This is a genomic window from Xanthomonas sp. A1809, assembly GCF_017746015.1.
Lineage (GTDB): Bacteria > Pseudomonadota > Gammaproteobacteria > Xanthomonadales > Xanthomonadaceae > Xanthomonas > Xanthomonas euvesicatoria.
In genome coordinates this window covers 1-25,513 of sequence record NZ_JAGHWZ010000017.1, presented here as the reverse complement: position 1 = coordinate 25,513, position 25,513 = coordinate 1, and the positions used below count along the sequence as shown (strand labels likewise).

General features: G+C 65.4%; 22 protein-coding genes. 5 read left to right on the top strand and 17 right to left on the bottom strand.

What is annotated here, in order from left to right; translation table 11 throughout:
- Positions 1–151: 151 nt before the first annotated feature.
- Complete coding sequence (locus J7396_RS19750) at positions 152–1,546, bottom strand: FAD/NAD(P)-binding protein (RefSeq protein ID WP_209261977.1); 1,395 nt, start codon at positions 1,544–1,546, stop codon at positions 152–154.
- Positions 1,547–1,715: 169 nt separating this feature from the next.
- Between J7396_RS19750 and J7396_RS19745 the strand changes: the two genes are divergently transcribed.
- Positions 1,716–2,111 carry a VOC family protein gene (locus J7396_RS19745; RefSeq protein ID WP_011349023.1) on the top strand — a complete coding sequence of 132 codons (396 nt, stop codon included), beginning with the start codon at positions 1,716–1,718 and terminating at the stop codon, positions 2,109–2,111.
- Between the two features lie 10 nt (positions 2,112–2,121).
- Here J7396_RS19745 and cls read toward each other — a convergent pair whose 3' ends face one another.
- On the bottom strand, positions 2,122–3,540 hold the full coding sequence (gene cls / locus J7396_RS19740) for a cardiolipin synthase (RefSeq protein WP_008572527.1): 1,419 nt from the start codon (positions 3,538–3,540) through the stop codon (positions 2,122–2,124).
- Between the two features lie 16 nt (positions 3,541–3,556).
- Positions 3,557–4,861, bottom strand: coding sequence for a LysR substrate-binding domain-containing protein (locus J7396_RS19735; RefSeq protein ID WP_127172433.1), 1,305 nt, complete (start codon positions 4,859–4,861; stop codon positions 3,557–3,559).
- 101 nt (positions 4,862–4,962) lie between these two features.
- On the opposite strand from J7396_RS19735, the gene J7396_RS19730 reads away from it, so the two are divergent.
- The 3 genes from J7396_RS19730 (at position 4,963) to J7396_RS19720 (ending at position 7,933) form a co-directional block, all read left to right on the top strand.
- A complete protein-coding gene (locus tag J7396_RS19730) occupies positions 4,963–5,634 on the top strand; it encodes a 4-carboxy-4-hydroxy-2-oxoadipate aldolase/oxaloacetate decarboxylase (protein WP_008572523.1) in 672 nt (223 codons plus the stop codon).
- The gene (locus J7396_RS19725; RefSeq protein ID WP_008572521.1) at positions 5,627–6,682 is read left to right on the top strand and encodes a 4-oxalomesaconate tautomerase; all 1,056 of its coding nucleotides are present in this window, start codon (positions 5,627–5,629) and stop codon (positions 6,680–6,682) included. The genes J7396_RS19730 and J7396_RS19725 overlap by 8 nt, the downstream gene beginning before the upstream one ends.
- Before the next feature lie 228 nt (positions 6,683–6,910).
- The gene (locus J7396_RS19720; protein ID WP_209261976.1) at positions 6,911–7,933 is read left to right on the top strand and encodes an amidohydrolase family protein; all 1,023 of its coding nucleotides are present in this window, start codon (positions 6,911–6,913) and stop codon (positions 7,931–7,933) included.
- Between the two features lie 322 nt (positions 7,934–8,255).
- Here the strand turns inward: J7396_RS19720 and rpmG are convergent, their stop codons facing one another.
- From rpmG to rsmG, 9 genes are all read right to left on the bottom strand, one after another.
- Entirely contained in the window at positions 8,256–8,423 is a 168-nt protein-coding gene (gene rpmG / locus J7396_RS19715) for a 50S ribosomal protein L33 (RefSeq protein WP_002809462.1), read from the bottom strand.
- A gap of 13 nt (positions 8,424–8,436) precedes the next feature.
- Positions 8,437–8,673, bottom strand: a complete 237-nt coding sequence (rpmB, locus tag J7396_RS19710; RefSeq protein WP_002809459.1) for a 50S ribosomal protein L28 — start codon at positions 8,671–8,673, stop codon at positions 8,437–8,439.
- Between the two features lie 259 nt (positions 8,674–8,932).
- Positions 8,933–9,580 (bottom strand): cation diffusion facilitator family transporter, encoded by a 648-nt coding sequence (locus tag J7396_RS19705; RefSeq protein WP_122272147.1) that lies wholly within the window; start codon positions 9,578–9,580, stop codon positions 8,933–8,935.
- Positions 9,577–12,789 (bottom strand): CusA/CzcA family heavy metal efflux RND transporter, encoded by a 3,213-nt coding sequence (locus J7396_RS19700; protein WP_209261975.1) that lies wholly within the window; start codon positions 12,787–12,789, stop codon positions 9,577–9,579. The genes J7396_RS19705 and J7396_RS19700 overlap by 4 nt, the downstream gene beginning before the upstream one ends.
- A 534-nt stretch (positions 12,790–13,323) precedes the next feature.
- Positions 13,324–14,595 carry an efflux RND transporter periplasmic adaptor subunit gene (locus J7396_RS19695; RefSeq protein WP_031424869.1) on the bottom strand — a complete coding sequence of 424 codons (1,272 nt, stop codon included), beginning with the start codon at positions 14,593–14,595 and terminating at the stop codon, positions 13,324–13,326.
- A 182-nt stretch (positions 14,596–14,777) separates the two neighbouring features.
- Positions 14,778–16,049, bottom strand: a complete 1,272-nt coding sequence (locus tag J7396_RS19690) for a TolC family protein (RefSeq protein WP_209261974.1) — start codon at positions 16,047–16,049, stop codon at positions 14,778–14,780.
- Between the two features lie 55 nt (positions 16,050–16,104).
- Positions 16,105–16,488: a DUF2946 family protein gene (locus J7396_RS19685; RefSeq protein WP_008577212.1), complete on the bottom strand. Its 384-nt coding sequence runs from the start codon at positions 16,486–16,488 to the stop codon at positions 16,105–16,107.
- Between the two features lie 488 nt (positions 16,489–16,976).
- Complete coding sequence (locus tag J7396_RS19680; protein WP_127171735.1) at positions 16,977–18,794, bottom strand: DUF885 family protein; 1,818 nt, start codon at positions 18,792–18,794, stop codon at positions 16,977–16,979.
- A gap of 309 nt (positions 18,795–19,103) precedes the next feature.
- Entirely contained in the window at positions 19,104–19,742 is a 639-nt protein-coding gene (gene rsmG, locus J7396_RS19675; protein WP_008575964.1) for a 16S rRNA (guanine(527)-N(7))-methyltransferase RsmG, read from the bottom strand.
- A gap of 224 nt (positions 19,743–19,966) precedes the next feature.
- Between rsmG and J7396_RS19670 the strand changes: the two genes are divergently transcribed.
- Positions 19,967–21,595, top strand: coding sequence for an alkaline phosphatase D family protein (locus tag J7396_RS19670; RefSeq protein WP_209261973.1), 1,629 nt, complete (start codon positions 19,967–19,969; stop codon positions 21,593–21,595).
- A 1,132-nt stretch (positions 21,596–22,727) separates the two neighbouring features.
- Here the strand turns inward: J7396_RS19670 and J7396_RS19665 are convergent.
- The 5 genes from J7396_RS19665 to J7396_RS19650 form a co-directional block, all read right to left on the bottom strand.
- Positions 22,728–23,201, bottom strand: coding sequence for a hypothetical protein (locus tag J7396_RS19665; RefSeq protein WP_209261972.1), 474 nt, complete (start codon positions 23,199–23,201; stop codon positions 22,728–22,730).
- A complete protein-coding gene (locus J7396_RS19660) occupies positions 23,191–24,099 on the bottom strand; it encodes an RHS repeat-associated core domain-containing protein (protein ID WP_343237468.1) in 909 nt (302 codons plus the stop codon). Before J7396_RS19660 ends, J7396_RS19665 begins: the two co-directional genes overlap by 11 nt.
- Before the next feature lie 84 nt (positions 24,100–24,183).
- Positions 24,184–24,798, bottom strand: a complete 615-nt coding sequence (locus J7396_RS19655) for a hypothetical protein (protein WP_244669760.1) — start codon at positions 24,796–24,798, stop codon at positions 24,184–24,186.
- 21 nt (positions 24,799–24,819) lie between these two features.
- Positions 24,820–24,984, bottom strand: a complete 165-nt coding sequence (locus tag J7396_RS22645) for a hypothetical protein (protein WP_244669758.1) — start codon at positions 24,982–24,984, stop codon at positions 24,820–24,822.
- A 22-nt stretch (positions 24,985–25,006) separates the two neighbouring features.
- On the bottom strand, positions 25,007–25,513 hold a 507-nt coding region (locus J7396_RS19650), incomplete at its 5' end, for a hypothetical protein (protein WP_209261971.1).

Genomic DNA, 25,513 nt, shown 5'->3' with positions numbered 1-25,513 from the left:
CGCCGCTGGCGCGGGCTGGGCGCGGAGCGGGGATTGGGGTGAGGGTACGGGGCGAAGCCACTACGAGTGATGGGTAACACGAGGCTTCGCTCGCACCCTCATCCGGCGCTTCGCGCCACCTTCTCCCAGCGGGAGAAGGGAACAACGCCCATCACCGCCCCAGCAGCACCAGCACATCCCGCGCAATCGCCGCAGCCTGCTCGCGCAACTCCGGTACCGCCAGGCTTTCCCACAGCGTTCCGATACGCAGGCTGCCGATCACCCGCAACTGCGGCTGCGTACGTCCATCGGCATCGATCAGGCTGCCATCGGGGCCGGTGTCCACGCCGATCCCGTGTGGACCGGCCACTGCAATGCCCTGCCCCAATAATTGCTGCAGCAGCCGGTTGCGCATCGCCTGCACCCGCATTTCCACGCCGGTGGCATTGACCAGGGTCTGCACATCCAGCTGCAAGGCATGTCCGGCGCTGGCGGACCCGGCGCTCACGCGCACGCAAGCACCCACCTCGAAGGCCACGTCCAGCCGTGCGCGATGCACCTGCAGCTGCCCGCTTGCCTGCATGGCCTGCAGCTGCGCATGCACCGTTGCGGCGATGCGATGCCGATGCACGTCCCAGTAGCGCACCACATGCCGCAGAAAACGGCGCTGGTCGGCAACCGACAGCGTCTGCCACAGCGCCTGGCTCAACGGCCGGATGCGCTCCATCACGCTCTGCCACGGCAGGCCCTGCGCGGCGGCGGCACGCGCGTGCTGGCGCAGTGTGCGCATGCGTGCGCGCAGCGGCATGGTCAGCAGCGGCTGTGGATCGAACAGCGCCACGCCGCCGTGCGCCTGCGGTAACGGCAGCAGTCCATGCCGCGACACCACGTGCACGCTTGCCCGATGCGCCTGCGCTGCCAGCGTCATCACGGTATCGGCCATGCTCAAGCCCGAACCGACGATGCACACGGCCGCGTCCGGTGGCAGCGCTGCCACCGCCTCGGTCTCCCAGGCTTCGACACGCTGCGCGTGCGACAGCCCGGTGGCACCCCGCAGCGGCAGCGGTCGCAGCGCATTGCCCACTGCCAAGACCACCACGCTCGCCTGCAGCACCTGTCCATCGCCCAGCTGCAACAGTGCGCCACCGGCATTGGGCTGCAGCGCCTGCACGCGTGCGGGGTGGACGCGCAGCGTCGCCGGGCTGTGCGCACGCGCCGCCTGCAGGCGGTCGCGCAAATACGGCGCGTAGTGCCGCCGCCCCACGAACTGCTGCGGCAACTGCGCATCGTCCAGTTCGGGGCAACAAGCGTTCGCGCGCAGGTAATCGACAAAGTCGTGGGGCAGTTCCGGCAGCGCACTCATGCGCGCAGCCGGCACATTGAGCAGGTGTTCGCCGCGCGCGGTGGAATACGCCACGCCTTCGCCAAGCGCCGCATGCGGCTCGATCATGACGATCTGCAACGGCGCTGCGGCCTGGCGCAGCAGCTGCAGCGCCACCAGCACACCGGACGCGCCACCACCGACGATGGCGATGACGGCATCGCCGGGATCACGCAGTGTATTCATGTCGACATTGTAGGCGATGCATGCGCAATACCCGCAGGCCGTCGCCGGCAGTGATTGTCTTCACGGCATCACCAGCGCGGTGTGTGTCAACGCCTCCCACACGCACTGCATGCCAGGCGCTTACGATTGGTTGATCAGCATCGGCACGCGCCCTTGGGGAATCTGCAACATGTCCATCACCCTGGTCAGGCTCATCCTCTACGTCCACGATGTGGCGGCAATCAAGGCGTTCTACCAGACCCACTTCGCGCTCCCGGTCACCGAGGAAATTGCCGACGAGTGGGTGGTGCTCGCAGCTGGCGGCATCGAGCTGGCGCTGCACCGGGTGGGCCAAGCCTACCGGCAGCGGCCATCGACGCATGCGCCGGCTCCTGTCGCGGATGCGACACACGCGACCACCAAACTGGTGTTTGCGATGACCAGCGATCTGGTCGCGCATCGTGCGCAACTGCAGCACGCAGGCGTGCATGTGGGCGAGCTCAAACGTTACCCCGGCTTTGCGTACCAGATGTACGACGGCCGCGACCCGGAGGGCAACGTCTTTCAGGTCATGCGCCTGGATTGACCCAGGCGCCCTACATCAACGCGTCGGCCAGCCGCGCAATGCCCTCGCGACTGCGGCGCCAGGCCGGGCGGCGACGCCACTGTTCCAACGTCAATTGCCGCGCGTTGGCCAGATAATCCTGCTCGATCTCACGCAACCGCTGCACCACCCCGGTGTCGTAGCAGAGCATGCCGATCTCGGCGTTGAGCGCGAACGAGCGGATGTCCAGATTGATCGAGCCCACCAGCGCGATGTCTTCATCCATGCTCAGGTGCTTGGCGTGCAGAAAGTGCGGGCGATACAGCGAAATCTTCACCCCGCAACGCAGCAGTTCTTCGAAATAGGCTTCCTGCGCCCACGCGGCCAGGCGTTGGTTGTTGTGCTCGGACAGGATCAGTTGCACGTCCACGCCCGAGACGGCGGCGATGCGCAATGCGCTCAGCAAGGCTTCGTCGGGCACGAAGTACGGCGTGACCAGCACCACCTTGCGCCGCGCCAGATGGATCACCGCATTGATCGCATCGCGCGCATTTTCGAACGGGTACGCCGGCCCGCTGGGCAGCAACTGCGTCGCGATATTGGCCTCGCACACCGGTGCATCGGGCCACACATCCAGCCGCTCTCCGGTTTCGGTGAACCAGTCGCTGGCGAAGACCGCTTCCAGATGATTGACCACCGGCCCGCGCACGCGTGCCACCAATTCGCGATTGGGCACGCCATGGATGAAGCCGGCTTCGGCCAGGTTCTGCGAACCGACAAATGCCACCCGGTTGTCGAGCACCGCAATCTTGCGATGGTTGCGCAGATCCATGCGGCCGCTGCGACGCCAGCGCAGGCCACCCGGCAGTACCGCCAGCACCTGCACGCCGCCGTCCTGCAGGCGCTTGCGGTAACGGCGCAGGCCGCGCTTGGCGCCCACCGCATCCAGCAGCACGCGGCAACGCACGCCGCGCGCGCTGGCGCGTTCCAGCGCCGCCACCACCGCCTCGCCCACCGCATCGTCGAACATCAGGTAGTACAGCAGGTGCACACGTTTGTCGGCCGCGTCGATCGCCGCGATCAGGGCCTGCAACGACTGCGCGTAGTCGTCGAGCAATTCCACCGCGTTGCCCAGGGTGGGCATGAAATCGCCCTCGCGTTCGATCAGCGGCACCACTTCGGCACTGCTGGTGTCTGCCTGCGGCATCCAGCGCAACGCATGCAAGGGCAGTTGTTGTTCGCGAATCACCTGCGAAGCGGTGGCTTGCCGCTCCACCCGCAGCCGCGACAACCATGGGTGGCCGAACAACAGGTACAGCGGCAAACCGACCACTGGCACAAAGCCGATCAACAGCAGCCAGCTGCGCGCCGCACCCGGCGTGGTGCGGGCGGGGATCCATAGCAGCGCGGCCAGGCGGATCGCCCAGTCCAGCGCCAGCAGCCAGGTACCTGTGACCCAATCGGGCAGCATCAGTGGTCCGTTTTCATCAGGAATCCGATTCTGACTTGGCCGCGCGCAAACGCAACGGCGGTGCATAGACAGGGGGGCAATAACGAAACGGCCCGCCCTGCGCATCGGCCGGCTGCACGCGTTCGGCGCAGACCTGCCGCAACGTCTGCACGAAGGCCGACTGCATCCGGGTGGGATACCAGTCGCTGCGCGTGGTCATGCCGATCTGCCGGCGCAGCAGCGGCCCGGCGCTGCCGATTTCCTCGAGCAGGCCGGCGCGGCGCTCGAACAGGAACTGGTCGCGCGACATCAAGGTCAACCAGTCGCCTTCCAGCAGCAGGCCACGCACGGTCAATTCGGCGCCGCATTCGATACGCACCGGCGGCGGCTCCAGCTGGTGGTCGCCGAACAGCTGCTCCCAGCGCGCGCGCACCGGCGTGCCGGCGGCAGCGATCACCCAGGGGTAATCGCGCAGTTGCGCAAACGCGTAGCCCTGCCCGGCCAAGGGGTGGCCGCTACGCGCCACGATCACCGGTTCGTCGTCGAACAACGGCTCCTGCAGCACATCGCGCACCGGCAACGGGTCGCGCAGCGCACCGATCAACAGATCCAGGCCGCCCTCGCGCAGACGCGCCAGCAATTGCTCGTACGGGCCCTCGACCACCTGGACGCCGGCCCCCGGATGCGCGCGCGCAAACCGCGCCAGCACCTGCGGCAACAGGATGGCGCGCGCCAGCGGCATCACCCCCAGGGTGAGGCGCCCGGCGTGCTGGGAACGCAACGCGGCCACCTCGTCCAGCCCGGCGCGCAACTCGGCCAGCGCCAGCCGCACCTGCCGCAGCAGCCGCAGCGCCACCGGCGTGGGCTGCATGGTCTTGCCGCGGCGTACCGTCAGCGGCACTTCGATCACATCGGCCAGCGCTTGCACCGCGCGATAGATCGCCGGCTGCGAAACGCCGGCGCGCACCGCCGCCAACGCGTAACTGCCTGCCACATCCACCGCCACCAAGGCCTGCAGCTGGCCCAGCGACACCCGCCGCTCCAGGCCCGGGCGCGCCGGCAGGCGCAGCGCACGCCGCGCGACCCCGATCCCCCGAGCCAGATGCGCCAGCACCCGCTCGATACGCGGCACCAGCAACCCGGCAGCCTCGGTGGCCGACATGCCCCCTGGGTGCCGGTCGAACAGGCGCACGCCCAGTTGCTGCTCCAATCGCGCCACCGCCTGGGTCAGCGCCGGCTGCGACAGATTCACCCGCGGCGCCGCCGCGCTGATGCTTCCGGCCTGGTGCACCACCACCAGCGCGTACAGGTGACGCAGATTCGGTTCCGGGATCGGCTGCATGCTCTAACTATAAGCAAAACCAATATGCATACCTCAAATGAATCTTGAGCCAGCTGGCTTCGGCCAGCCAGACTCGGCGCACTCTTAACGAGGATGGATGGATGAGCCAGGTCGTTACCCGGATCGAGCGGACGCCGTTGGCCATCGTCGACGCGCTGGCGCAGGCCGGCGTAGCCACCGCGCACGAAGCGCAGGGCCGCAGCGGCCTGCTGCACCATCGGCTACGTCCCATCTACGCCGGCTGCCGCATCGCCGGCACCGCGGTCACCGTGTCGATTCCGCCCGGCGACAACTGGATGATGCATGTGGCCATCGAGCAACTGCATGCAGGCGATGTACTGGTGGTCGCGCCCACCAGCGACTGTTGCGACGGCTACTTCGGCGACCTGCTGGCCACCTCGGCGCAGGCGCGCGGATGTCGCGGCCTGATCATCGACGCCGGCGTGCGCGATGTGCGCGATCTCACTGCCATGCAGTTCCCCGCCTGGAGCCGCGCCATCTGCGCGCAGGGCACCATCAAGGAGACGCTCGGCTCGGTCAACGTGCCGCTGGTGTGCGCCGGGCAACTGATCCGGCCCGGCGATGTGGTGGTGGCCGACGACGATGGGGTCTGCGTGGTGCCGCGTGCCACCGCTGCCGAGGTGCTGACCGAGGCACAGGCGCGCCAGGCACGCGAGCTGCGCAAGCGCGAACGCCTGGCAAACGGCGAACTGGGCCTGGACATCTATGCGATGCGCGAACGTCTGGCCGCCAAAGGCCTGCGTTATGTCTGAGCGCGTGCGCGCGATGTGGATGCGCGGCGGCACCTCCAAGGGTGGATTCTTTCTGGCCGACGATCTGCCCGCCGACACCGCCGCGCGCGACGCGTTTTTACTGCGCGCCTACGGCTCGCCGGATGCGCGCCAGATCGACGGCATGGGCGGCGCCGACCCGCTGACGTCCAAGGTCGCCGTGGTGTCGCGCTCGACGCGTGCCGATGCCGACGTGGACTATCTGTTCCTGCAGGTCGCGGTGGAACACGCGCAGGTCAGCGATGCGCAGAACTGCGGCAACCTGCTGGCCGGCGTTGCCCCGTTCGCGCTGGAACGCGGCTTGCTGCCCGCACGCAACGGCCAGACCCAGGTGCGCATCTTCATGCGCAACACCGGTACCCTGGCCACCGCCACCGTGCAGACGCCCGGTGGCACGGTGCGGTACGACGGCGATGCCCGCATCGACGGCGTCCCCGGCACGGCCGCGCCGATCGCGCTGGCATTCGCCGATATCGCCGGCTCTTCGTGCGGCGCGCTGCTGCCGAGCGGGCATGCGGTGGACACGCTCGACGGCCTGCAGGTCACGCTGATCGACAACGGCATGCCCTGCGTGGTGCTACGCGCCAGCGATGTCGGCATCAGCGGTTACGAAGACCGCGCCACGCTCGACGCCGATGCTGCGCTCAGGGCGCGCCTGGAAACGCTGCGTCTGCAGGCAGGCCCGTTGATGCATCTGGGCGATGTAGGCACTGCCACAGTGCCGAAAATGATGCTGGTCGCCGCGCCGCGCGCCGGTGGTGCCATCAGCGTGCGCTCGTTCATCCCGCACCGCTGCCATGCCTCCATAGGCGTGCTGGGTGCGGTGACCGTCGCTACCGCCTGCCTGCTGCCCGGCTCGCCCGCCTACGCGCTGGCGCAGGTGCCTGGCGGGCGCAGCCAGCGGCTGGACGTCGAACATCCCAGCGGTGCGAGCAGTTGCCTGATCGAGCTCGATGCGCAGGGCAGCGTGGTCGGTGCCGCGGTGGTCCGCACGGCGCGCAAATTGTTCGATGGTGAGCTGTATGGCTGAACGTGCCGTTGCATCGCCGAGCTGCCGCGGCCGCCATCGCAGCGGCACGTGTGCGTATGGACCGCCTGAGCAGGCCATTGACACGCAGCGCGTCGTGATCCGTGCCGATCTGCGCATTGGGACCGCCACATCCGTCGGGACCTGCAGCGTCCGTGCCCCCGGCCGCCCCACCTTGCGCGCAGGCAATCGCTGGCGCACCGCTTCCGCTGCAACGCACCCACCATCGCCATGATCATCGACTGCCACGGCCACTACACCACCGCGCCTGCCGCGCACGATGCGTTCCGCAAGGCGCAGATCGCGCATTACAACGATGCGCAAGCGCCTATGCCGGTGTATCCGCACATCAGCGACGATGCGCTGCGCGAAAGTGTGGAGATGCACCAACTGCGCCTGCTGCGCGAGCGTGGTGCCGACATGACGATCTTTTCGCCACGCGCCAGCACCATGGCGCATCACATCGGCGACGAAGCCGTGAGCCAGGCGTGGACGCGCCACTGCAACGACCTGATCGCCCGCGTGGTACAGCTGTATCCGCAGACCTTTATCGGCGTATGCCAGCTGCCGCAATCACCGGGCGTGCCGATCGCGCACGCGATCGCCGAACTGGAACGCTGCGTCAACGAGCTGGGTTTCGTCGGCTGCAACCTCAATCCCGACCCATCGGGCGGGCACTGGAACGGTGTGCCGCTGACCGACCGCGCCTGGTATCCGTTCTTCGAAAAAATGGTCGAACTCGACGTCCCGGCGATGGTGCATGTCTCCGGCAGTTGCAATGCCAATTTCCATGCCACCGGCGCGCATTACCTCAATGCCGACACCACGGCCTTCATGCAGTTTCTCGAAGGCGATTTGTTCACCGATTTTCCGCAGCTGCGCTTCATCATTCCGCACGGCGGCGGTGCGGTGCCTTATCACTGGGGCCGTTTCCGCGGCCTGGCCGACATGCTGGGCAAGCCTGCGCTGTCCACGCATGTGATGGGCAATGTGTTCTTCGACACCTGCGTGTATCACCAACCCGGCATCGACCTGTTGTTCAAGGTGATCGACATCGACAACATCCTTTTTGGCTCGGAAATGGTCGGCGCAGTGCGCGGCATCGATCCGCAGACCGGCCACTATTTCGACGACACCAAACGCTACATCGATGCGCTGGCGATTTCCGATGCCGACAAGCACAAGGTGTTCGAGGGCAATGCGCGGCGGGTGTATCCACGGCTGGACGCACAATTGCGTGCGCGTGGGCTGTAGCCGTGTCCCCTTCTCCCGTCGGGACATTGTCCTCCTTTATGGGGAGAAGGTGCCCGTAGGGCGGATGAGGGTACGGGCGAAGCCTCGTGCAGTCAGAATAATTGCGAGGCTTCGCCCCGTACCCTCACCCCAACCCCTCTCCCGAGGGGAGAGGGGCTTTATCACGCACCTTTGTTTCTCTTGGGCTTGGCTGGCAACCCGATAGTGGAAATCACACTGCCATCGGCACCTGCACGCATCAACACCATTCCCCAACCCCACAAACGCAAACACCCGCCTTGCGGCGGGTGTTTGCTTGAAAGCGGATCCAGCGATCAGTCGATCACTTGATCTTGCCTTCCTTGTACATCACGTGCTTACGCACGACCGGGTCGTACTTCATCATTTCCATCTTCCCCGGCGTGTTTTTCTTGTTCTTGTCCGTGGTGTAGAAGTGGCCGGTAGCGGCCGAGGAAATCATACGAATCTTGTCACGCTTGCCTTTTGCCATGACTGCTTACTCCTCAGACCTTTTCGCCGCGCGCACGCAGCTCTTTCAGAACGGCATCGATGCCGTTCTTGTCGATGGTGCGCAATGCATGCGCGGAAACACGGAGCTTCACCCAGCGGTTTTCGCTGGCAACCCAGAAGCGACGCTCGTGCAGGTTGGGCAGGAAGCGACGACGGGTTCTGTTGTTTGCGTGGGAGACGTTGTTACCCGTCTGCACACGCTTGCCGGACACTTGGCATACGCGGGACATTACGCACCTCGATAAATGAATTGCCACCCATAGCCTGGGGAGCGGCGGCCCCGACAGCGCAGGGCTGTCACGCAACGTTGGGAATCAAGAACTTACGCTGGAACAGGCCGGCAACCCCATTGCGCTGGGTACCGCCATCCGGAGCGATCCGGGCACAGCGAGCCGCGCATTATGCACGGCTTTCCTATGTGCCGCAAGCACTTACGCTACCTGCCCGGACGCGGTCGGCGGTGCACCCGGCAACGGTGCCAACGCGCGATCACCCGCCTCCGGCTTGCGCTGGCGCAGCGACCCGGCGCAGTTCCGCCCAGGCACCACGCGCCACCTGCCAGGCCGAGCGCAGAAACAAGAGCAACAAGACCCCTGCGATCAGCAGGTCCGGCCAACCACTGCCGAACGCCCACACCGCTGCGCTGGCCGCCAGCACCGCCACGCCCTCGTAGACATCGTTGCGCGAGCAGGCCCAGGCCGATGCCAGGTTGATGTCGCCGCTACGGTAGGGCCACAACAGGCGCAGGCAGACCAGATTGGCGGCGAAGTTCAGCCCCGCCACCACTCCCATGCTCTGGAACAGCGGCAGCTGTGGGTGGGCCAGTTTCCAGCCGATCTCGGCTGCCACCGCCAGCGCCGCCAGCAGGATCATGCCGGCCTTGAGCAGGGCCACCCGCGCCTTGGCGGTCAGGCTGGCGCCAACCACAGCCAGGCTGAGTGCATAGGTGAGTGCATCGCCCAGATTGTCCAGGCTGCCGGACAGCAGCGAGGCCGCGCCGCTGTGCAGCGCGCCGGCCAACATCAGCGCAAAGCTGCCGATATTGATCGTCAGCACCCACCACAGGACGCGCCGTTGGCGCGCCTGTATGGCGGCCACATCCAGGGTCTTGCCGCAGCCGCAGCAGGCATCGCTCATGGCGTGCCCCCGTGCGGCTGCGTGGGAAGCGATGCGACGCGTGGCGCCCGCTCCCGATGCAGCCAGCGATACAGCACCGGCAATACCAGCAGGGTGAGCAGGGTGGAGGAGACGATGCCGCCGATCACCACCGTGGCCAGCGGGCGCTGCACTTCGGCACCGGCACCGACGTTGAAGGCCATCGGCACAAAGCCCAGCGCGGCCACCAATGCGGTCATCAGCACCGGTCGCAGCCGCGCCAGCGCGCCTTCGCGCAATGCCTGCTCCAGCGGCATGCCCTCGGCGCGCAGGCTGCGCACGAAGGCGATCATCACCAGACCGTTGAGCACCGCCACCCCCGACAACGCGATAAAGCCCACGCCGGCGGAAATCGACAAGGCCAGCCCGCGCAGCGCCAACGCCACCACGCCGCCGGTCAGCGCCAGCGGCACGCCGCTAAACACCACCAGCGCATCGCGCAGCGAGCCGAACGACCAGTACAGCAGCGCGAAGATCAGCACCAAGGTGCCCGGCACCACCCAGGCCAGGCGCTGGCTGGCGGAGATCAACTGCTCGAAGGTGCCGCCGTAGCCGATCCAGTACCCGGTCGGCAGTTTGACCTGTGCCTTGACGCGCTGCTGCACCTCGGCCACGAAGCTCCCCAGATCGCGATCGCGCACGTTGGCCGTGATCACGATGCGGCGCTTGCCGTCTTCGCGGTTGATCTGGTTGGGCCCCAGCACGGTGTCGACCTTGGCGACCTCGCGCAGCGGCACGGTGGTCGGCTCGCCACTGCGCCAGCCTGCCGCGCGGCTGGACTCGTCCGCATCGGCACGTTCGCCATCGCCACGCAGCGGGATCGGCAGATCGGCCAGCGCCGTCGGGTCCTGGCGCAGGGCTTCGGGCAGGCGCACCACGATGTCGAAGCGCCGGTCGCCTTCGAACAATTGCCCGGCCTCCTGCCCGCCTACGGCCGCCGCCACGGTGTCCTGCACCACGCCGGGATTGAGCCCGTAGCCGGCCAACGCGGCGCGATCGGGCACCACCGCCAGCATCGGCAAACCGGTGGCCTGTTCCAGGCTCACATCGGCCGCACCGGGCACCGCGCCGGCGATTTCCTGCACGCGCTGCCCGAGCTGGACCAACGTGTCCAGATCGTCGCCATAGACCTTGATCGCCACATCCGCACGCACACCGGAGATCAGCTCGTTCATGCGCATCTGGATCGGCTGGGTGAACTCGTAATTGTTGCCGGGCAGCTGCTTCACCGCCTCCTCGATCTCGGCCAGCAGCTGCGCCTTGGGCTTGCGCGGATCCGGCCACTGCGCACGCGGATGCATGATCAGGAAGGTATCGGCGACCGATGGCGGCATCGGGTCGGTGGCCACTTCGGCGGTGCCGAGTTTGCCGAACACATGCGCCACCTCCGGAAACTGCTTGATGCGTTTTTCCAGCGTGGATTGCATGGTGATGGCCTGCTCCAGGCTGGTGCCGGGAATGCGCAGGGCATGCAGCGCAATATCGCCTTCGTCCAGATTGGGGATGAACTCGCTGCCCAGGCGCGTGGCCAGCACCGCGCACAGCGCCACCGTTGCAAACGCTGTAATGCCGACCCACCGGCCGTGGCGCAGCGCACGTTCGAGCAATGGCGCGTAGACGCCGCGCGCCCAGCGCATTGCGCGGTTGTCGTGCTCGGCCACCTTGCCGCCGAGCAGCAACGCGATCGCTGCCGGCACGAAGGTCAGCGACAGCAGCATCGCGCCGGTCAGCGCCAGCACCACGGTGATCGCCATCGGGTGGAACATCTTGCCTTCGATGCCGGTGAGCGCGAACACCGGCAGATACACCGCGGTGATGATGCCCAGGCCGAACAGACTGGGGCGGATCACCTCGGCAGTGGCTTCGGCAGTGAGCGCGAAGCGCTCATCGCGTTCGAGCACGCGCCCCAGCCGGCGTTGCGCTTCGCCGAAGCGGCGCAGGCAGTTCTCTACGATGATCACCGCACCATCGACGATCAGGCCGAAATCCAGCGCACCCAGGCTCATCAAATTGCCGGACACGCCACCACGCACCATGCCGGTGAGCGTGAACAGCATCGCCAGCGGAATCACTGCGGCCGTGATCAGCGCTGCGCGCACGTTGCCCAGCAACAGGAACAACACCACGATCACCAGCAATGCGCCTTCGATCAGGTTCTTGGCGACGGTGACGATGGTGCGGTCCACCAGCGCGGTGCGGTCGTACACCGGCACCGCCTGTACGCCGGCCGGCAGGCTGGCATTGGCTACCTCCAGCCGCTGCGCTGCGGCCTGCGCCACGGTGCGGCTATTGGCACCGACCAGCATGAACACCGTGCCGAGCACCACTTCGCTGCCGTCCTGGGTGGCGGCACCGGTGCGCAATTCGCGCCCCTCGCCCACCTGCGCCACATCGCGCACGCGGATCGGCACGCCGGCGCGCCGATCCAGCACGATGGCGCCGATCTGCGCGATGTCGTCCACCTGCCCCGGCACCCGCACCAGAAACTGCTGGCCGTTGCGTTCGATATAGCCGGCGCCGATGTTGCGGTTGTTGGACTCGACCGCCTGGGCAACGTCGTCCAGCGTGAAACCCAGCGCAACCAGGCGCGCCGGATCGGGCGTGATATGGATCTGCCGCGCATACCCGCCGATGGTGTTGACCTCGGTCACGCCCGGCACATTGCGCAGCTGCGGGCGCACCACCCAATCCTGCAAGGTGCGCAGATCGGTCGCCGTCCATGCGGTGCCATCGGGCTTGCGCGCATGCGGCTTGGCCTCGACCGTGTACATGAAGATCTCGCCCAGGCCGGTAGCAATCGGTCCCAGCTGCGGCTCCAGATCGGCAGGCAAGTGCGACTTGACCTGCTGCAGACGCTCGGCCACCTGTTGCCGCGCGAAATACAGATCGGTGCCATCGGCGAACACCGCTGTGACCTGCGACAAGCCATAGCGCGACAGCGAGCGGGTGGATTCCAGACCCGGCAAGCCCGCCAGCACTGTCTCCAACGGAAACGTCACCCGCTGCTCGGATTCCAGCGGCGAATAGCCCGGCGCTGCGGTATTGACCTGCACCTGCACGTTGGTGATGTCCGGTGTTGCATCGATCGGCAAGCGCGAAAAACTCCACGCCCCGATCGTAATCAGCACACCGGTCAACGCCAGCATCAACCACCGCTGCGCGATCGCAAAGCGAATGATGTTGGTCAGCATGACACGCTCCTCCGTGCACACCCGGCACCGCGCCGCGCCGGTCGTTGCCCTCGCCCTGCCCCCGATCGAGAGCACCGCTTCCCTACCGCGCAGCCGCGCAACACGCCGAACAAACCACCACCCACACAGCAGCGCTGCTGCTGTTGCTGTTGTTGTTGTTTGCTTTCGGGGCCCCATACCGCAGCGGCAAGGCTGGCAGATACAACCCGCAGGGCGGCGCGCATGGATGCGCGACGTTTTTGTAAGGGACAGGGACGTCCCTTACAAAAATTTCTGCCGGCCTTGCGAACCCGCAGCGCCGCAGGCGCGGAGGGCGCGAGGACGGGGTGTGCTTTCTTTTGGTTACTTTTCTTTGCACAAGCAAAGAAAAGTGACTCGCGCCCGACAGGGCGTGAAAGCCTTTGCCCTAGCCCGAAAGGCCGCGAAAGCCCCCGCCCTAGCCCAAGAGGGCGCAAAGGCCTTGGACGTGGCACATCCCCCTGCACCCAACAAACGCCCCCACTCGACAACGCACTGCCACACAAACCAACGCGATCAATGATCATGCGAAGCCCCCGACTTTTCGATATCGGCCTTCACCAGATAACTCTGCTCCACCACCACCGCATCGCCTACCGCCAAGCCCGATAACACTTGCACCTGCTGCGCATCGCGCGCCCCCAGCTTCACCGGCCGCACTTCGTAGACATCGCCCACCCGTACAAACACCACGTCCCAGTCGCGGAACCGCTGCAACGCCCCCACCGGCACCACCATCGCTGCCGGTTGCTGCGCCACCGTGACCCGCGCCTTCACCGCAGAGCCAGGCCGCCATAAACCATCGCTATTGCGCAGCACCGCGCGCGCCACCGTGCTCTGGCTCGCCGTCGCCGTGCCGGGCAATACACGCTCCAGGTTCGTTTGCGCCACGACGCCATCGCTGATGCGCGTGACCGTCACCGGTGCGCCGGCGGTGATATGCCCGGCGTCGGCGCCGAAGATGTGCAGATCCACCCACAAGGTGGACAGGTCGGCGATCTCGAACAAGGCCTGGCCTTCGCTGGCATTGCTGCCCAGGCTGGCATTACGCGCCAGCACGGTGCCGCTGATCGGTGCGCTCACCGAATAGGTGGTCAGGCTCAGATTGCTCTCCACCGTGGCCAGCACCTGACCGGCGCGTACCTGGTCGCCCACGTTGACGCGCAGGCTGCGTACCGGCCCGGGAAAACGCGCGGTTGCCTGCGCTTGCGCGCCTTCTGCCGGCGTCAGTAGCCCCTGCACTTCGTGCTGGTCGGCAATGCTGCCGGCGCCCACCGGCGCAACACGAATGCCGGCGTCCTGCGCAACCTTGGCCGCGATGGTGGTGCGGCCTTCATAGCTGGGATAGGCCCAGCGATGGGTCTTGCCCTGCACGGTGGCGCGCACCTCCACATCGAACGAATGCGGCTCGCTGACCGTGCTGTCGGCCAGCAGACTGCCGTCGTCGCGCGGCCGCAAGCGATGCACTTCATTGATACCGCCGAGCCGGGTCAGATGCACCTCCACCTTGCCGGCGGTGGCCGGCAATGGTTTGCCATCGCGGTACAGCCAGGCCTGGTACGTAGGCGGCGTGCCGTCTTCGGCGATGGCCAGCTCCACGCTGTCGCCGTCCTGGCTGAGCAACCGCCCGCCGTGCGTGCCAGTCTGGGCTTCATCAGCGTGCGCATCGGCGCCCGCCTCGCCTTCGGCGGCGTGCCCTGTGTGGTCTTCGTGCGCTGCGTCGCTGTTGCGGCTGCAGCCGCTGAGCACCAGCGCCAGCAGCAGCGGCGCAATCATGAAACGTGTCATCGAAGGTGGTCCTGGTTGGCGCCGACGCGCTGCGTCGGGCGAACGAATGGAAGTGGGTTGCGAAGAAGGTGCGCCTGGCGTGGGCAGCGTTTGGCGAGCGCTGGGTGCCGACATCGCTGCAGATGCGGCGATTCCGATAACGCCCTCACGCGCGGCATGAAAACGCAGTACCGAAACAGCAGTCATGGCGTCACCTGCGCGGCAGGCTCGCGCACGAACGGCTGCCCGGTCAGGCGCTGGATTTCGATCAGCGCCGTCTGTGCTTCCAGTGCGGCGGCCAGTTGCTGCTGGCGTGCATCGCTGCGTTGCGCCTGCAGCTGCGCCCAGTCCAGATAACTGGTGGCGCCGGCGCGATAGGCGCGCTCGGCGGCGGCATCGGCGCGTGCGAGCGCCGGCAGTACATCCTCGCGCATGCGCGTCACTTCCAGCTGTGCCGCGCGGTAGCGGCCATGCGCATCGGCCAGCGTGGCGTAGAGCACCGACGCCTGCGATTGACGTTCGATGTCCAGCAACGCCAGCTCCGCTTCGGCGGCGCGAATCTCCGGCTGCGCACGTGCAGCGCTGCCCAATGCCAGCCAGACGCTGCCAAGCAATGCAGTGGCGTCATTGCCTTCGAGCCGGCGCACGCCCACCTGCCAGTCCAGATCCGGGCGCGCCTGGCTGCGCGCCAGGCGTACGCGGGCTTCGCGCACGCGCTGCTCGCCGTTCAAGCGCGCCAGTTCCGGCGTGGCATCGAGCAGCTGCGCCAGCACCTCGAACTCGGGAATCGCCGGCAGTTGCAACGGGTCGCCGGTGATCGCGCCGAAGTCCGGCGTGCGCTCGCCCCACAACACCGCCAGCTGGCGCCGTGCGGCCAGCAGCTCCTGCTGGGCGCGATCGCGCTCCAGTTCTGCGCGCGCCTGCAGGGCTTGGGCGGTCAGCAGCACCGATTCGGGCGATGCGCCGGCCTGCAGCCGTTGGCGCGCAGCACTGACGGTGCGCTGGCGCTGGGCCAGCGTGTCCAGCGCCGCCGCGTGCCGCTGCGCGGCCATGCCGATGGCCAGATAACGCCGCGCGACTTCGGCCAGCACATCCAGCCGGGCCAGGGCGCGTTGCGGTGCCAGCGCATCGAGACGTGCTTGCGCCAGGGTGCGGCGCGCGTCGAGCTTGCCGCCGCGTTCCAGCACGCCGGCCAGGGTGACGGTGAGTTCGGCCTGGTCCAGCGCGCGGGTGGGGCCGGTGCCGAACACGTTTTCCAGTTCGGCACCGATCCGCAACGGCGGACGCAGTGCGTCGCGCTCGGCTTCGGCGCTGAGGACCGCGCGTTGGCCATCGGCCAGGCGCAGATCGGGGTGCTGGCGGGCGACGCGTGCAATGGCGTCGTCCAGGGTCAGCACGGGTTTGGGCGGCAGGTCCTGCGCCTTGGCGCACGGCACCACCGCGAAGACGGCAAGCGCCGTCAGTCGCAACCACATGAGGGTGTCTCCGGAATCGGGATCGATGGACAGGCCGGCAGCTGCCGGCGATGCATCAGGCCGCGATCGGAGGACGCAATCCGGTCTCGCTCAGATGCGAGCGGTAGGCGGTGGTCAGCACGGGCGGCTGCCCGTGCGTGCGCGCAGGCAACGGGCCCCAGGCCAACGCCGGCAGCATGGCCGGGCTGTGCCCGTGGCAGTAGCCGCTGTGCATCAAGGCATGCAGCAAACCGGCACCGTCGCGTTCGCCGGCATCGCCTTCGTCGGCACCGTCATGGCCATGCGGTGCGGTGTCGTCCAGATGCGCCTGATCGTGCGCCAGCGCATGCACATCGCCCAGTGCGCAGGCGACCGGTGCAACCAGCACGCCCATGACCAGCACCAGCAACGCCATCAGGCGGAGCAACGGGTCCGACAGGCGGGCGCGAGGAAGCAGCATGGGCGCAGCGTATAGGGGCCGGGGTGGTTACACAATTGCACGGGGTGTTGCGTTGTTTGATGCTCGGTGGCTTTCAAAGCTCGGTGGTTCGAGCGCGCGATGCCCTCGCCGCTCGCGGGACACACCGTCAACCCGTCCATGGGGGCTCGATGGCGGCATCCATGCCGCCAACGGTCCCGCAAGCGGCGAGGACACCGCACCAGACAGTTGGCTGGTGATTCTTACTGAAGAGCGAGAGCCGCGTCCGGTGGTCTGCTGGTTGCTTGTTGAAAACGCTGCACACCGACCAACGCGACTGGTCCTTGCCCGCCTACCGTCGTGGGACCCTGGCGGCATGGAATGCCGCCACGGAGCCTACATGGACGTACTTGCGACGTGTCCCGCGATGGTGGGCGGGCAAGGGCCCTGCAGCAAACGCGAAGACCTTGAGGGCGCGATGCCCTCACCGCACTAGAAGGTTGGCCGGCGGTCGGCAATGCGACCCAGCATCACGGCGCCGCGCGACCGGCCGATTTGGCGTCTATCGGGCGTGCCTTGCTCTCGGCGATAAAGGCGCGCACCTGCTGCTCCAGCACCGGCAAGGTGACCGAGCCCTGGCGCAGCACCACATCGTGGAAGGCCTTGATGTCGAAGCGGTCACCCAGCGCCTTTTCTGCCTCGGCGCGCAGCTTGACGATGGTGATCTCGCCCAGCTTGTAGCTCAGCGCCTGGCCTGGCCAGGAGATGTAGCGGTCCACTTCGGTGGTGACTTCGTGCTCGCTGAGCGCGGTGCGGTCGCGCAGATAGGCCAGTGCCTGCGCGCGGCTCCAGCCGTCGTGATGCACGCCGGTGTCGATCACCAATCGGCAGGCGCGCCACATCTCGTAGGTAAGCCGGCCGAATTCTTCGTACGGGGTTTCGTAGATGCCCATCTCCTGGCCGAGCTTTTCGGTGTACAGCGCCCAGCCCTCGCCGTAAGCAGAGATGTAGTTCTCGCGCCGGAACGCCGGTTGCTCGCCCTGCTCCAGCGCCAGCGACCCCTGCAGCGAATGACCCGGCGAGGACTCGTGCAACGTCAGCGCCGGCAGGTTGTACAGCGGCCGCGATGGCAGGTTGTAGGTGTTGACCCAATAGGTGGTGGCGCCGCCGCGGCCGGCGGTCCAGAACGGGGCGATATCGTCGGGCACCGGCTTGATGGTGAAGCGCCCGCGCGGCAGCGTGCCGATGAACTTGCCCACCTGCCCGTCCACGCGCTTGGAAATCCATGCGGCGCGATCGAGCAACTCCTGCGGGGTCTTGGCGTAGAACTGCGGGTCGGTGCGCAGGAAGGCCAGGAACTGCGCGAAGCTGCCCTTGAAACCCACCTGCTGGATGATGGCGTTCATCTGGGTCTGGATGCGCGCCACTTCGTCCAGGCCGATCTGGTGGATCTGCTCGGGCGTCAGTTCCAGCGTGGTGTATTCGCGGATTTGCTGCCGGTAGAACGCCTTGCCGTCGGGCAGTGCTTCGGCCGCCAGCGTGGTGCGCGCCTTGGGCATGTAGTCGTTGCGGAAGAACGTCAGCAGCTTGCTGTACGCCGGAAGGACGGCGGTGCGCAACGCGGCCTTGGCCTGTTCGCGCAGTTGCGCCTGCTCGGCCGCCGGGATCTGCGCAGGCAGCTGCTTGAACGGCGCGTAGAAAGTGGATTCGGTGGGATCTTTGACATCGGCCACGGTGGCGATGGAGACATCGCGCCCGTCCAGCACGGCACGCGGCACGCTGAATCCGCGTGCCAGGCCGGCGCGCATGTTGACCGTCTGCTGGTCGAAATAGCGCGGTACATCGTTCAGGCGCGCGATGTAGGCGCGGTACTCGGCCGCGGTCTTCATCGGCCGCTGCGCCATGAAGCCCAGATTCGACCAGAACGAGCTATCCGAATTGAACGGCATTTCGTACAGGCGCAGGCGCACTTCGGCGGCCAGGTTTTCCACCTGCGGGCGGTAGATGGCGAAGTTGATCTGGTTGGCCGGCGAGAGCTGCTTCGGGTCGATGCCGTCGAGCTGCTTGAGTACGCCGTCCCATACCGCCAGACGCGCCTGCTGCGCGGCCGCGCTGACATCGGGCAGATGCGTGTTGTCGCCGGTGGTGTCGCTGTCTTCGTCGGCCTGGCCGGTCTCGGCCTGGCGCCAGGCCCACTCTTTCTCGTAGATCGCGCGAAAGCGTGCATCGGCCGGTGCCTCGGCGGTGAGCGTGGCCGGGGCCGGTGGCGTGGCGGCCTGCGCCGAGGGGGCGGCGAAGCCTGCGCCCAGCAGGGCGAGCGAGAGTGCGGCGGCGAGCGGAGAGGTCACGTGCGGAAAGCCTGATCTGGAGCGAACGCCCGATCATGGCAGCACCCGGGCGTGCTGCCATGGGCCGGAAGTCCCAACACGGGCTGGTGCAGGGGCATGGCTGGAGTGTCGGTGCTGCCCTGTTATTGACGGGCGTGTCAGGGGGACTGCCCCCATCCGCCCTTCGGGCACCTTCCCCCGCAGGCGGGGGAAGGGACTTTTAGGTTTGTCAGGGAAGGACGAGACGCTCTTGGTGAGTGCGGTATCGCCCCCGCCTGTGGGAGAGGGTCGGGGTGAGGGCCGCTTGAGACCGGCCGACGCGGCTTCGGCTCAGCCCTTGCGCACCACCACCAGGTGCCGCTCGCCCTCCAGGCCGGGGACCTGCAGCGGGTGCACCTCGCCAACGGTCCAGCCGGCCGGCAATGCGGCGATTTCCTCGTGCGGGTACACACCCTTCATCGCCAACAGGCTGCCGCCCGGGCGCAACAGGTGGCCGCCGACGGCGATGATGCCGGCCAGCGTGTCCAGCGCGCGCGCGGTGAGGTGGTCGTAGGCGGCCGGCTCGTCCAGCGCTTCGGCACGGGATTCGGCCACTCGGGCGTTGCCCAACTCCAGATGGCGCAAGGCCTCGCGCATGAAGCGCGCCTTCTTGCCATTGCTTTCCACCAGCGTCACCTGCAGCTGCGGGCGGGTGATCGCCAGCGGGATGCCGGGCAGGCCGGGGCCGGTGCCCAGGTCGGCCAGGGTACCGCTGGCGATGTAGGGCTGCATGGCCAGCGAATCGAGCAGATGGCGGGTGACCATCTCGCGCGGGTCGCGCACGGCGGTCAGGTTGTAGGTCTTGTTCCAGCGCACCAGCAGGGCCAGGTAGCGCAGCAGCGGTGCGGCGAAGGCCGCATCCAGGGATTGGGCCTGCAGGCCGCGTTCGAGCGCGGCAGAGACATCGGGGGCGAGTGCGGCATCGTTCATGGCGCGATTATCGCAGCTGGGCTGGCGGGCATGCGCGCACCGATCTTTGCATCGCGGCTGGGAATGGCGTGGTTGCCTCGGCAGGCCGTTGCCCTGCCGCGTGCTGCCCGGCCGCGCCGTGGCTGGCTGTGCTGAACCACCGGCAGTGACGCTGCAACACGTGACACAAAACGGACATGCCGTGGCCACAGCATGGTCGTGTCTGCTTGCCTGCCGTTTTGACCATGCCTGTGATCGACCCGTCTGCCGCCTCACCCCTGCCTGATTGCGCTGCCACGCCGGCGCCACCGGATCCGAGCCGGCGGCGCATCCTCATTGCCGGCGCCAGCCTGGCCGCGGCGGGGCTGCTCAGCCCGTTCGCACGCGCCAGCGGCAGTGCCGATCCCTTCACGCTGGGCGTTGCGGCCGGCGACCCGTTGGCCGATGGCTTCGTACTCTGGACACGGCTGGCACCCCGCCCGCTGGACCCGGACGGACGCGGCGGCTTGCGCGCAGCGGTGCCGGTGCGCTGGCAGGTGGCCAGCGACCCGCAGATGCGCACCATCGTGCGCCAGGGCGAGACCATCGCCAGCCCCGTCTGGGGCCACGCGGTGCACGTGGAGCTCACCGGTTTGGCGGCCGATCGTCCCTACTGGTATTGCTTTCAGGCCCTGGGTGCACGCAGCCCGATCGGCAGTGCGCGCACCCTGCCGGCGGCACATCGGACCCCGGACGCAGCGCGGTTCGGGTTTGTCTCCTGCTCGCACTGGGAACTGGGGTATTTCAGTGCCTACCGCCACCTCGCCGCGGAACAGCCGGACCTGGTGTTCTTCCTCGGCGATTACATCTACGAGTACAGCAACCACGGCGAGGCGGCGCACAAGATCGTGCGCCCGCACGGCAGCGGCGAATGCCTGGATCTGGCCGGCTACCGCAACCGCTACGCGCTCTACCGCACCGACCCGGACCTGCAGGCGCTGCACGCCGGCAGCGCCTGCGTGGCGACCTGGGACGACCACGAGGTACAGAACGATTACGCCAATCGCTGGTCGCAGGACCCCTCGATTCCGGTCGACACCTTTCTGGCCCGGCGCGCTGCCGCCTACCGCGCCTTCTACGAACATTTCCCGCTGCGTGCGCGGCATCGCCCGCACGGCGCGGACATGCGCATCTACCGCTCCTTCGATTACGGCCAGCTGGCGCGTTTCTACGTACTCGATGGCCGCCAGTACCGCAGCGAGCAGCCCTGCCCGCAAGCCAATGGCTGGCGCGGCGGCCATGTGGTGGCCGACAGTTGCCGCCAGCGCACCGACCCGCAGCGCACCATGCTCGGCTGGGAGCAGGAGCGCTGGCTGCATGGCGGCTTCGCGCAGTCGCCCGCGCGCTGGAATGTCATTGCGCAGGATCTGCTGGTGGCACCGATGCGCCAGGCAGGGCGCGACGGCGTGGTCGGGCACTGGACCGATGGCTGGGACGGCTACCCGGCCACGCGCGAGCGCATGCTCGATGCGATTGCCAAAACGCGCCTGCGCAACCCGGTGTTCTGGGGCGGCGACATCCACTCGTATTGGGTCACCGACCTGAAGGCCGATCCGGCCGACGACGCGTCGGCAACGCTGGCTACCGAATTCGTCGGCACTTCGATCACCTCCGACGGCCAGAGCAACGACGAACTGCACGCGACCATGGCAGCCAACCCGCATGTGCACTACGTGGACGGGCAAACGCGCGGCTATGTGTCGGTGACGCTTACGCCGGGCCAGATGGAAACCCGGCTGCAGGGCATCTCCGATCGGCGCGACCGCAACGCCACGGTGTCGACCACCAAGCGCTTCGTGGTGGAGGACGGCAGACCCGGCGCAGTGGAGGCGTGATCAACGCTAACGATTTTATCGACAAACCCATGGGCTTGGATTGGTAGATGCGGGGATGGTCTGTCAAACAACTTGTGTAACCGGTTTTCTCATAGCGCATTCCACCGGACCGCGGTCTTCGCCGAACATCCTTACTGCTAACCCCAAAAGACATCTTTCTTGTAGGATGAATCATGCCTACTAATGTACTTCCATCACAGTCAAATCTGAAACTTGCGCATCCTTGATCGCTCCTGCACAACTTCCTCCCGCCGAGACCTTCCCAATCATCCCGACCACACGGACGTAATAAATCCCATACCGCTCCTCAGCACCATCCCACTTTATCGTTTCCTGAGTTAATGGCACCTCCATGCAGCTAAATGGTTATGCACGACCCACTAGATCCTCAGCAGGATAAAGAGCAGCCATTTTATTATTTGAAATACTCAAATATCCAAATGTGAGTACCCGCACCCCAGCAGGGGCGTTTGAATTAACGATAGGTCTTGAAAGAGCGATACCGCAAACTGGCAGCATATCCTTACCATTTTTTCGAAATTTTTGGCATTCTGAAGGAGGGTTCACGTTAGGCGACGGCTCCGCATAGCATGCGTATGCCGCCAGAAGTAGACACGAGAAAATGGCCACTTTATCTCCCCAAATCTTGCGTGTAAGGTGGCCAGCCCGCGTAGATTTTTGAAGCACCCGAATTTCGTCCATCTTTCTCAAACCTCTTCAAGTTGAAATACTGAACCGTCCCGTCCGGGGTCGCTATGTCGCTGCTTTCTGTCCTACGCCCCAAAATTTTCCGTTTTGGGCCGAAACACCAGCACCACTGAAAGTATTATTCTCGGGATGAGTATGTAACATGGCCCCCGTCTGTACGGTCCAGAGTGCTGTTTGATTGTCGCATCCTTACGATATCCTCCTGAGCTATAGTCAAGCAGTCGAAAATCTCCACTGTGGCGCTCTTCCATTTTTGCATATGTTCCCTCATCGGCTGAGTCAGCCAGACGGAGCAAACAAGAAGCCCGCCAATGACGGGTGAGGAAGTGAACCTGACCAACGTGACCCCGCTGTCCAGGGACTTGGATTGGCACGATGCTTCGGCTAGGAACACAGTGAGCCGACACCGAGATTCGAAAACGAATTAATCGATCGGCAATTTTGGCCGCTCTCCTGGCATCTCTTGCAGCCAGTAATGTCTGGCAATAACCTCGAGTCGTCCTATTGCATTATTTCTCTCAACGGATCCCGGAAGGTACAGCCCGGCAACAGTCGCCGCTGAATCATTTGCCATCAGCCGTCTAAAACGGTCGGCTTCTGACAGGGAAATTCCAAGGGAAATCCCGCCTTTTCCTCCAGAATAAACATAGAGATCTTTTGATGCGAACATGTATGGCGAGCCGTCGACATACGCGACGCACCCCGTAACTTCAATGTATCCAGCATCGTGGCGCGCCCATAATTCTGGAAATAACGATACACAGACGCGAACGGGACCATCACAGCGCACGCCTTTGGAAACGGCGTAACAGCCCCCCTTATTTTCTGCATTGTCCGCTGTTGCACTACTTGGAGAAAGAGAGAGTGCAAGGAGGTAAAACCAAAGCCTAATGTTCATTATAGTAACTCTCGTTCAAGTATGACGTTCCACTGGAGCTCATATAGCTACTTACTTTCCACTCAACAACTCGTCCGCCCGGCAATGTCACAATAGCACTTTGATCAAATTGTCCATTGCCGGTCCAGCCGTTAACCCTTCTGTACTGCTCAATCGCATAATTTAAATCATTGCCGCTAAATAAGCTCATCGTCGGATGTGTATGCACGAAGCCTGCCGTTATCGAGTAAGGTGTCGGTCCGGATGAAAAGTCCGGATTGACTGAAAATCTAAGACCGTCGCTTGTAGCAGAGCCAAGAACAACACCATCTTTGCTATAGAAAATTTTGGACGCAATCTCGGTATCAAATTTATCTGCGATCCTGCGAACTCGATCATCCCAAGCTCTTGCCGCACTCCCTGGCGTTTTAAATTCTTTTCGTTGCATTGAACTCAATGCGTTGTTGGCTGCAGTGGTCGCAGCTTTACCTACCGACTCAGCCTGCTGTTGAGACCACTCACTCCTTCCACCGTTCACCATTAGCACGCTACCGCGAGTTCCCTGCTGCAGAGCGCACGTTGTATCTTTGCCACAAGCTTGACGCCCATCAGGGTCTATAAGACGATAAGAGTTGTTATTCGCGTACCAGTACCGATTGAAGGCCCCAACGGGATTGCTATAAGCCGTCACCGGATCCACAGACAAGAATCGCCCTGCCAATGGCTCGTAATACCGCTGCTGCATATAACTCAGCCCGGTAGTCGCATCCGTCACATGCCCGGTATATCCCGGCCCATCTACCACGGCCTTGTTCACCGTTGCCCCATACGGCTCATACACCGTCCGCTCGGTCACATTGCCCGCGGCGTCGGTAATCGCCACCGGTGAGCCCAGTGCGTCGGTGTGGATGTACTCCACCGTCTGCGCACGACCGGCACTGGGCCAGGTCAGGCCATCAGCAGTGCCGCGAGAGTCGATAGTTGCTTCAGCATCCTGGCGTCCTCAGTCCATCTTGCTCTGGGTGACCGGGAACGGCGGGTTCGACCATGGCGAACAGCCACCTGCGTTACACGCGCGCACCTTGTACTCGTAGGCACAGTAAGCGTTGCCGTTGGCGCTGACGTAGGTCCTGGCCCCTGCGTAGAGCGCCTTGCCGGCGTTGGTCTGCAGCTGGTACTCCACGGCATCGGCCACCGCCGACCAGCCCACTTCGCACCAGACCTGATACGGCGCAGTGCGCGTGGTCAGCCAATTCGCCAGTTGCATGGTCGGGGTAGCTGGCGGCGGGGAAACCGTTACCGTGACGATGCCCGAAGTTGGTCCGCAACCGGCAAAGTTGCAGGCCCTGGCGCGGTAGCCGTAACTGCCCTTGCCCTTGCTGGTCGCGAAGCTGGTGCCGCCGCCGACGTAGACCAGCGTCCAGCCACCGCCATTGACGCTTTCTTCCAACTGGAAGCTCTCGCTGCCAGCAGGCGTGCTCCAACTCACCGTATACGCGTTACCCGACACCAGCGCCGGAGCCGACAGCGAGGGCTCCAGGGTCGGCGGGGCGATGACCTGCACAGACGCGTTCCAGCTCAGCGCATAGGTACTCTGATTGACGTAGCCGAGGGCCACTCAAGACTGGGACATTTGGCGTCAGGCTGCCGGATACCCTGGCCACCGGCTGCCATTGAGCTGGATGTAATCGACGTCCTTGCCGGTGCGTTTGTTGCGCTGCTGCCGCAGGACGGCAGCAATATCGTAGAAGGAGTAGATCGCGCCGCCGGCCGCTGCCTGGGCGCGGATACGCCTGCCCTGCACGCCGTACTGATACTTTAGCTTGTCACAGGGTGAGGCTGCCGCTCGCTTTTTGGTGTCTTTCCAGCCGGCGAAAGATCTTGATCTGCTTGCCAAGATCAGGATCGTCCCGCAACTCCAGCAGCTTCATCTTCGCCTTCGGCGATTTGGAGCGGATCAAGGCGATCAGTAAGGGAGCGCGATCCAGCCCGAGACCCTTGTCGCCCAACAACCGGATCACATCGTCCAGCACCGTATCGTCCGCTGCGCCGCTCAAGGCAAGCGCTGCCACATAACGGATTTCCGGCGCAAGGCTGAGGGTGTTCTTCTCAAAGATCTCCACGAGCTGATCCCAGTACTTGCGTGCATGGGGCGTTGCCAATTCTCGGAGCATTCCCTCTCGCACATCATCCGAATAAGAATACGCCAAGTGTTCAAGTAGCACAGGGACGGCCCCTGGATAAGACTCGCCATCCTTGCCGAGCTCGCCGATTGAATTTACATCAACGCCAGCCCGCCTTAATGCAGCAACTGTCGACTCCCCGTAAACTTG